The organism is Streptomyces huiliensis, assembly GCF_020037025.1.
Taxonomy (GTDB): Bacteria; Actinomycetota; Actinomycetes; order Streptomycetales; family Streptomycetaceae; genus Streptomyces; species Streptomyces huiliensis.
The window spans coordinates 1-8,549 of record NZ_JAIQLH010000340.1; the positions used below are offsets into that span (position 1 = coordinate 1).

Genomic DNA, 8,549 nt, shown 5'->3' on the forward strand with positions numbered 1-8,549 from the left:
GGGGACGCGCGGGGCGCCGGGGCCGCCGGGGCCTGCGGCGGGTGCGTAGGGGGCGGGCGGCGGTGTCCGTCCGGCGCCCGTCGGGCCCGGCTGTGCGGGCGCCTCACGGAAGCCGGCGGCCGACTGACGGAAGAGCGTGTCGAACTCGGCCGGCGGGGCGTTGCGGTCGCCGCCGGGCGGCGTGGGGTCGCCGGAGGCTGAGGGGGCTGAGGGAACCGGCGGGAGGTACTGGGTGGCGGCGGAGGCGTCCGGCGTGCTCGGGGCGCCCGGAGCGCTCGGGGTGCCAGCGGCGCCCGGTGCTCCCATGACCGGCGGGAGGAACTGGGTGGCGGCCGAGTCGCCGGGGCCGGGAGTGGCTCCCGTGGCGCCCTGGACCGGCGGAAGGTACTGGGTGGCCGCCGACGCCGCGTCGGGAGTGGCAGCGGCGGGGCCGCCCGGCACCGGGGGCAGGTACTGGGTGGCGGCGTCGCCGGTGGGCGACGGGCCGGGGATCGGGGGCAGGTACTGCGTCGCCGCCGCGTCCGACGGCGGACCGGCCGGGGACCCGCCGGGGATCGGCGGCAGGTACTGCGTGGCCGCCGCTTCCGACGGCAAGCCGGCCGAGGTACCGCCGGTGACCGAGGTACCGCCGGTGATCGGCGGGAGGTACTGCGTCGCCTCCCCGGCGCCGTGCGGGGCCGTCGGGGGCTCCTGTTCCCTGAGCTCTTGGACGGGCGGGAAGTACTGCGTCGCCGGTTCGCCCTCGGCGCCGCCGGCGCCCGCCATCGGCGGCAGGTACTCGGGCGCCGCTCCGTAAGGCGGTACGGGGTCGAGGCGGCGCGCCGCCGGGCCCAGGCCCTGCGGAGGAACGGGCGCGCCCGGTATTCGGGGCGCCGCGTCGGCGCCGGGCGGGGGCATCTCGGGGGGCAGCGGCGTCCGGTGTCCGGTCGGCGGGGGCGCGGGGCGCTGCGGCTCGTTTCCCTGTCCGCTCTGCGTCACCGGGACTCCTCATGCTGTACGGGTACGGAACGGCGGCTCACGCTACCCGGTGACTTGACGGCAGGCCACGTTGCGGGCCGGAGGGGGGCGCCCCGGTCCGACCCCTTCGCCGTTTCCCGGGGGCGGGCCCCCGGACCCCCGAAAGCGGCTCCGCCGCTCGTCCTCAGACGCCGGACGGGCTGAAGTACGCGCGGGCGCGTCGCCCAGCCCGTTGGGGGTGCCCCCTCTGCCCGGGGGTGCGGAGCCCGCCCCCCGCGAGAAACGGCTGAAGCGGCTCCGCCGCTCGTCCTCGAACGCCGGACGGGCCAGTCGGGCGGCCCGTCCGGCTTTTCCCCCTCCCCCTACGCCGCCTGCATCTCCATCCGTGCCCCGAAGTCCCGTACCACCGGCTCGTCGCGGAACGGCTGGAGGCGCTGCTGGAAGTCCTCCAGGTATTCGGCGCCGCGGTTGGACCGCAGAGTGCCGAGGAGTTCCAGAGCCCGGGTGCCCGTCAGGCATGCCTCTTCGACCTCGCGTTGCTGCACGTGTGCGGTGGCGAGGAGCAGGAGGCCGATGGCGCGGCGGCGGACGCGGCCCTCGGGGTGGTTGGCCAGGGCGTCCTCCGCGTGCCTGCGGGCCGGTTCCGACTGGCCCAGGTCGCGGTGGCAGTGGGCCAGTTCGTCCGAGAGGTAAGCGCGGTCGAAGTGCCGGATCCACGACGGGTCGTCGCCGGAATCGACGCCTCCGTCGGCCTGTTCGAGCTTGGTGACGGCCTTGGCGGCGACGGTCTGGCAGGACCGGGCGTCGCCGAGCAGCGCGTGCCCGCGCGCCTCGGCCGCGTAGAACATCGCCTCGACGCGCGGCGTGACCTGACCGCGGGCGCCCTCCTGCGCCGCCTTCGCGAGCTGGGCGATCTCCCGCGGGTTGCCGAGCGACGCGGCGAGGTGGCTCATGCTGGCGGCGAGCACGTAGCCGCCGTAGCCGCGGTCGCCCGCGGCCTGCGCGAGCCGCAGGGCCTGGATGTAGTAGCGCTGGGCGAGCCCCGGCTGCCCGGTGTCGACGGCCATGTAGCCCGCGAGCTCGGTCAGCCGTGCGACGGCCGCGAAGAGTTCGCGTCCGACCGCCTCCCGGTAGGAGCCGGCCAGCAGCCCGGACACCACGCTGTTCAGGTAGTGGACGACGACGGGGCGGACGTGCCCGCTCCCGTACCGGTGGTCGAGTTCGACGAGCGCCTCCGTCGTGGAGCGGACCGCCTCCACGTCCGACACCCCGACCCGGGCGCCCGCGCTGCGCGCGACCTGCGGGTCGGCGCCGGTGATCAGCCAGTCGCGGCTGGGCTCGACCAGCGCGGAGGAGGCCACCGAGGTGCCGCTGAGGAAGTCCCGGCGGCCGACGTCGCTCCGCCACAGCTCGCAGACCTGCTCGATCGCCCCCATGACCGTCGGGGAGAACTGCAGGCCCACGCCCGAGGCGAGGTTCTTGCCGTTGGCCATCCCGATCTCGTCGATGGTGACCGTCCGGCCGAGCTTGCGGCCGAGCGCCTCGGCGATGACGGCCGGAGCGCGCCCGCGGGGTTGCTGACCGCGCAACCAGCGGGCGACGGACGTCTTGTCGTAACGGAGATCAAGACCGTGCTCGGCACCGCACATGTTGACGCGGCGGGCCAGGCCGGCGTTGGAGCAGCCGGCTTCCTGGATGAGCGCCTGCAGCCGTTCGTTCGGCTGCCGCGCGACGAGTGGCCGTGCGGCCATCTGTACCCCCTGAGACTGCTATGTGTTCGCGAAGCCGTTCGCGGAGACCTTCGCGAAGTGCGGAGAAGCTGAGACAGCTGAGAGCGCCTTCCTCTGCGATCTTTCCCCCCAATGTCCTGAGAATGCCGGACTTTCCCGTATTGATGCCAGAGCGTTGGTGAATGCGTCGGCTGTGCCGGCTTCCGCCTCGCAGGTGGCTACCCCCCTCCCGGGGCGAAGCCGCCTCTGCGCCCCCGCACATGCATCCGTGCGCCCCGTGTGCTGATGCCCGCTGCCCCCATGCACCCCCGAGGCGGGCCGTAACCCCTGGTGACAAGGGGAGTTGTGATGAACGTGGAAGAGACGATCGGAGTAGGGACCCCGCGCATTCCCCAACAACGCGGCGAGCGCGTCCTCGACGCCGCGGTGCGGTACGCGGAGGAGCGGCACTGGGACGTTTTCGCAGGCACCTGGCTGGAGGCCGTGGACGGCCGGGAACGCTGCTCCTGCGGCGATCTCGACTGCCCGGCCCCCGGCGCCCACCCGGCCCGGCCGGACTGGGCCACGCAGGCCACCGGCAGCGCGGTGGGCGCGCGCCGGATGTGGGCGAAACACCCGGCGGCCGCGGTCCTGCTGCCGACGGGCCGGACGTTCGACGCGCTGGACGTCTCCGAGTCCGCGGGCTGCCTGGCGCTGGCCCGCATGGAGCGGATGGGCATCGAGCTGGGGCCGATCACCAGCACGCCGTTCCGCCGGATGCTCTTCTTCGTCCTGCCGGGCGGGGCGCTCAAGGTCGCGGACGCGGCGCGCAAGCTGGGCTGGCGCCCCTCCTCGCTGGACCTCGTGGCGCGCGGCGAGGGCGACTACGTGGTGGCACCGCCGAGCCGGGTCGGCAACCGCGGCGCCGTCCAGTGGGCGCGCCAGCCCACCGTCGCCAACCGCTGGCTGCCGGACGCGGAGGAGCTCGTCAGCGCGCTCGCCTACGCGTGCGGCGGGCAGTCCGCGGAGGCGCGGGGGCGGTAGCCGCCCCTGCCCGAGGCCAGGACGAACGTCCTCCGGAAGTCGTTGACGTTTGTCACCTGCTTCCGCCCTCGGCCGACTCTAGGCTGAGGACGGGGGCGGGGCCTGCCGTCCCGAGCACCACCAGGAACGAGGGATGGCAGTGGGACGGGAAGCGACAGCCGCGGCCGTACGCGTCGAGGGACTCTGGAAGCGGTTCGGCGAACAGGTGGCGGTCGCCGGGATCGACCTGGAGATACCCGCCGGCCGGTTCATCGGGCTCGTCGGGCCGAACGGTGCGGGCAAGACCACGACGCTGTCGATGGTCACCGGCCTGCTGCGGCCCGACTCCGGACTGGTGGAGATCGCCGGGCACGACGTCTGGGCGGACCCGGCCGCCGCGAAGTCGGTGATCGGCGTGCTGCCCGAGGGGCTGCGAATGTTCGAGCGGCTGTCGGGACGCGAACTCCTCGCCTACACCGGGCGGCTGCGGGGCCTGCCCGGTGACGAGGTGGACCAGCGGGCCACCCAGCTCCTCGACGTGCTCGACCTCGCGGGCGCGCAGCACAAGCTCGTCGTCGACTACTCGACCGGCATGCGCAAGAAGATCGGGCTCGCGGCGGCGCTGCTGCACAACCCCGAAGTCCTCTTCCTGGACGAGCCGTTCGAGGGCGTCGACCCGGTCTCCGCGCAGTCCATCCGCCGGGTGCTGGAACGTTACACCGCCTCCGGCGCCACGGTCGTCTTCTCCAGTCACGTCATGGAGCTGGTGGAATCGCTGTGCTCCTGGGTCGCCGTCCTCGCCGCGGGCCGCATCCGCGCGCACGGCCCCCTGGAGGAGGTCCGGGGCGAGGCACCCACGCTCCAGGCGGCGTTCCTCGACCTCGTCGGCGCACGGGGAACGAGCGACGGCCAGGAGCTCGACTGGCTGGGCGGCGTCCGATGACCACCGCTCCCGCCCCCGCGGCCCCTTCTACCCCTCTCCTCTCCCTGACCCCGCTCTTCGCTCGTCTGAAGGTGACGTTGCTGCGCAACGGCCTGCGGCAGTCGAACAAGCGCAGGGCCGTCTTCATCGCGTCCATCGTGCTCGTGGCCCTGCTCGGCGCGCTCCAGCTGCTCGGCCTGGCGGCGCTGCGCGGCACCGAGCACGCGGCGGTGCTCACCGTGCCGCTGGCGGTGCTCCTGGCACTCGGCTGGGCGGTGGTGCCGCTGTTCTTCCCCGGCGGCGACGAGACCCTGGACCCGACCCGGCTGGCGATGCTGCCACTGCGGCCCGCGCCGCTGGTCACCGCGTTGCTGGTCAGCTCGCTGATCGGCATCGGCCCGGCGTTCACCGTGGTGATCCTGGCGGGCTCGGTGATCGCGACGGCACACGGGGCCGCGGCGTTCGCCATCGCGGTGCCGGCGGTGCTGCTGACCCTGCTGGTCTGCGTGGCGCTCACCCGGGCCGTCGCCACGGCCAACGTCCGGCTCCTGTCCAGCCGCAAGGGCAAGGACCTCGCCCTGCTCAGCGGCGTGATCATCGGCGTCGGGGCGCAGCTCGTCAACCTGGCGCTGCAGAAGCTGAGCGAGGCCGGGCTGGCGCGGCTGGAGCCGCTCGCGGACGTCACGCGCTGGATCCCGCCGGGCTCGGCGCTGGACGCCGTCCGGGCCACGAGCGAGGGCGAGTACGGTCTCGCCGCGGCAGAACTCGCTCTGACCGCTGCCGTGCTGGCTATGCTGATGCTCTGGTGGCAGCGGACCCTCACCAGGGTCATGACCTCGCCTGACTCCTCCACCCTCGTCGCGGCGGCGAAGCCGGAGAAGGAGCGCGGCGCCGGGACGGGCCTCGGCCGCCTACTGCCCGCCGGCCGGACGGGCACGGCCGCCCAGCGCCAGCTGCGGTACGCCTGGCGCGACCCGAAGATCAAGACGACGTGGGGGTCGACGCTGGGCATCGGCGTCGCCATCCCGATCGTCAACATGGTGCAGGGCTCGCACAACCTGTACTTCGTGTCGGTCGCGGTCATCATGCTGACCGGCATGATGTACAACCAGCTCGGACAGGACGGACCGGCGTTCTGGATGGTCCTCCAGACGATCGGCTCGCCGCGCGACGCCCTCGCCGAACTGCGGGGACGCGCGCTGGCGCTGGCGCTGATCGCGGCGCCCTACCTGGTCGTGCTCGTCCTGGGGATGGCGGCGGTCACCGGCCGGTGGGACCAGGTGCCGGAGGTGCTGGGCCTGTCCCTCGCCGTACTTGGCGCGTTCCTGGGCACGGGCGCCATCGCCTCGGTGCAGTTCCCCTACTCCGTCCCGCAGGACCACGCCTTCAAGAACATCGCCCCCGGTCAGTCCGGCATCGCCTGGCTGGGCACGCTCTGGTCGCTGGCCGGTCTTGCGGTGTGCGCGCCGCTGATCGGGCTGACGATCGGCCTGCACCTGACGGGCGGTCACGGTCTGCTGTGGATCCTGCTGCCGCTGGGCGCCGTCTACGGGCCGCTGGCCGTCTGGGCGGGACTGCGGTTCGCCGCGCCGCGGATGGCGCGGCGCCTGCCGGAGATCCTGGCGGCGGCGACCAAGGGGTAGCGGCGAAGCCGCTGGTCAAGTGGGGGTGCCACCGTGGGCCCGGGGCGTTGTCAGTGCCCGGGTCTACGGTGGCTTCATGAGTTCCGCGATGTCCTTCATGCTGCTCGACCTCGCCGCGACGCGTGCCTTCATCGGCGGCCGCGACGAGAAGTTGTCGCACGCCGTCCGTGACAACTTCGGCGCCGATCTGGCCGCCTCCGACTCCTGGTTCGGCAGTGAGATCGACCGTGGCGCCCCCACCGCGTACCAGGCCCTGGAAGCGGTGATCAACGGCGGCCCGTTCGACGAGGAGTTCGCCTTCCAGTACGGGTACGCGTACAAGCGGCTCTGCGAACTCACTGGTTACCGCCTGTCCAACGACAACTTCTGTCCGATACGGGTCTCGTGGCTGCCCGAGCTGGACAAGGCGATGGCCGGGCTGGGCATCACCGCCGTCTCCGTCTCCGAGCTCACCTGGTCCCTTCCCGCCCCGCTGCCGTTCACCGACCTGCCCGGCTACGGCGAGTGGACGGCGGAGGACTGCGCCAAGGGCCTGGCGCAGTGGGAGGCCACCACCGAGGAGCAGCGGCGGGCCGTGGATCCGATGACGCTGGAGGTCGTCGAGGAGTGCGTGAGCTGGCTGTGGGCGGCGCGGCGGAAGCCGGGGTTCGGTGTGGTCGGCTTCCTGTCGTGAGGCGGGGGGGCGCGGGAGCCGGCGGGGGCCGGGCCGTCTGTGCCCCCCTCCTCTGGGCGCTGGTCACGCCGCGGCGGTGGCGCTCCGTTCGTCCTCGGTCTCGGTCGCGGCCTCGGCCGGTGCCGCCGTCTCCGCCGTTCCGGCCCCCGCCTTCGGCAGGGTCCAGCTCGCCGGCAGTTCCCGCGCCGACTCCACGTACCCGTCGGGGCGGACGAGCAGGGCCGTGCGGGCGGCGTCGGTGCGGGTGACGGTGAGGGCGCCCGGCGGGGCCGGCGGGACGTCGGGGCCGGTGTCGCGTGGGAGGACGCGGACGTGGGTGCCGGCGCGGAGCGCCTCGTAGAGGCGGGTGGGTCCGTCGCCGGCCTCGACGAGGGGCAGGTCGGGCGCGCGCCGGCCGGTGAGCGGGTGGGAGCCGGGGGGTGCCGGGTAGGCGACCGCGAGCCCGGAGACGGTACGGGCGAGGCGGTGCCCGACGGCCGGGGCGAAGGGGAGGACGCGGGCGGCGGCGTCGCGGACGCCCCGGGCCACCGGGGAGTCGAGCAGCACCGTGCGGACGATGGCGCCGCTGACGCGCAGCACCTGCTCGCCGACGGGGTGCCGTTCGGCGTGGTAGCTGTCCAGCAGGGCGTCCCCGGCCCGGCCGTGGAGGACGGCCGCTAGCTTCCAGCCCAGGTTGGCGGCGTCCTGGATCCCAGCGTTCATGCCCAGGCCGCCGGCGGGCGAGTGGACGTGCGCGGCGTCGCCGGCCAGGAACACCCGGCCGTCGCGGTACCGGGGCACCTGGCGCTCGTCGCTGTGGAAGCGCGAGGTCCAGCGGGCCTCGTGGAGGCCGAAGTCGGTGCCGAAGAGGGCGCGGGTGACGTCGGTGAGCTCGTCAAGGTCGACGGGCGCGTCGGTGGGCAGCCGGGTGCCGCGCCGCCAGGCGATGAGCCGGAACCAGCCGTCGCCGAACGGGACGACGAACGAGAACCCCTCGGCGCCGCCCCGGAACGCGGGCACTTCGCGCGGCGGGTCGGTCAGCCGGACGTCGGCGAGCATCACCGAGTCGAGCACGGCCCGGCCGGGGAACGGCATGCCGATCGCCTCGCGCACGGTGCTGTGCACGCCGTCGGTGCCGACCGCGTAGCGCGCCCGCAGCGTGCGCGCGGTGCCGTGCCCCTCCTCGACGTCCTCGACGTCCTCGACGTCCAGTTCGACCCCGTCGGCGTCCTGCCGCAGTCCGGTGCAGCACACCCCGCGCCGGATGGTGGCACCCGCCGCCTCGGCGCGCTCTTCGAGGAGGCGTTCGACGTGGTACTGCGGCGTCATCAGGACGCCCGGGAAGCGCGTCTCCAGGCGGCCGAGGTCGATGGCGGTCCGGCCGGACAGGCGCACCCCGTCCACCAGGTGGCCGGTGGCGATCAGCGGCTCGGCGAGGCCCCGCGCGTCGAACGCCTCCAGGGTCCGGGCGTGCACGGCGAAGGCCCGGGTGAGGTTGGACTCCGTGCTCCGCCGCTCCAGCAGCGTGACCCGCACGCCCGAGGCGGCGAGGTCGCCGGCCAGCAGGAGGCCGGTGGGCCCGGCCCCGACGACGAGGACGTCCGCGGACGGCGCGGTGGACGAGGGGGTGACGGTGTGGGCGG

At 74.3% G+C, this 8,549-nt stretch carries 6 protein-coding genes and 1 pseudogene; 4 read left to right on the forward strand and 3 right to left on the reverse strand.

The window, feature by feature from the left end:
- Window positions 1-978, reverse strand: a pseudogene (locus JNW98_RS32810) (hypothetical protein); the annotation flags it as partial.
- A gap of 341 nt (window positions 979-1,319) precedes the next feature.
- Entirely contained in the window at window positions 1,320-2,708 is a 1,389-nt protein-coding gene (locus JNW98_RS32815) for an NsdA family TPR-like regulatory protein (RefSeq protein ID WP_223771945.1), read from the reverse strand.
- Window positions 2,709-3,035: 327 nt separating this feature from the next.
- On the opposite strand from JNW98_RS32815, the gene JNW98_RS32820 reads away from it, so the two are divergent.
- The 4 genes from JNW98_RS32820 to JNW98_RS32835 all read left to right on the forward strand — a co-directional run bounded on the left by JNW98_RS32820 (window position 3,036) and on the right by JNW98_RS32835 (window position 6,927).
- Window positions 3,036-3,710: a bifunctional DNA primase/polymerase gene (locus tag JNW98_RS32820; protein WP_223771946.1), complete on the forward strand. Its 675-nt coding sequence runs from the start codon at window positions 3,036-3,038 to the stop codon at window positions 3,708-3,710.
- A 133-nt stretch (window positions 3,711-3,843) separates the two neighbouring features.
- Window positions 3,844-4,632 carry an ABC transporter ATP-binding protein gene (locus tag JNW98_RS32825; protein ID WP_223771947.1) on the forward strand — a complete coding sequence of 263 codons (789 nt, stop codon included), beginning with the start codon at window positions 3,844-3,846 and terminating at the stop codon, window positions 4,630-4,632.
- A complete protein-coding gene (locus tag JNW98_RS32830; RefSeq protein WP_223771948.1) occupies window positions 4,629-6,254 on the forward strand; it encodes a transporter in 1,626 nt (541 codons plus the stop codon). Before JNW98_RS32825 ends, JNW98_RS32830 begins: the two co-directional genes overlap by 4 nt.
- 76 nt (window positions 6,255-6,330) lie before the next feature.
- A complete protein-coding gene (locus JNW98_RS32835; protein WP_223771949.1) occupies window positions 6,331-6,927 on the forward strand; it encodes a DUF7691 family protein in 597 nt (198 codons plus the stop codon).
- Window positions 6,928-6,990: 63 nt separating this feature from the next.
- Here the strand turns inward: JNW98_RS32835 and JNW98_RS32840 are convergent.
- Window positions 6,991-8,549 (reverse strand): FAD-dependent monooxygenase (locus tag JNW98_RS32840; RefSeq protein WP_223771950.1); only part of this gene is annotated, 1,559 nt, incomplete at its 5' end.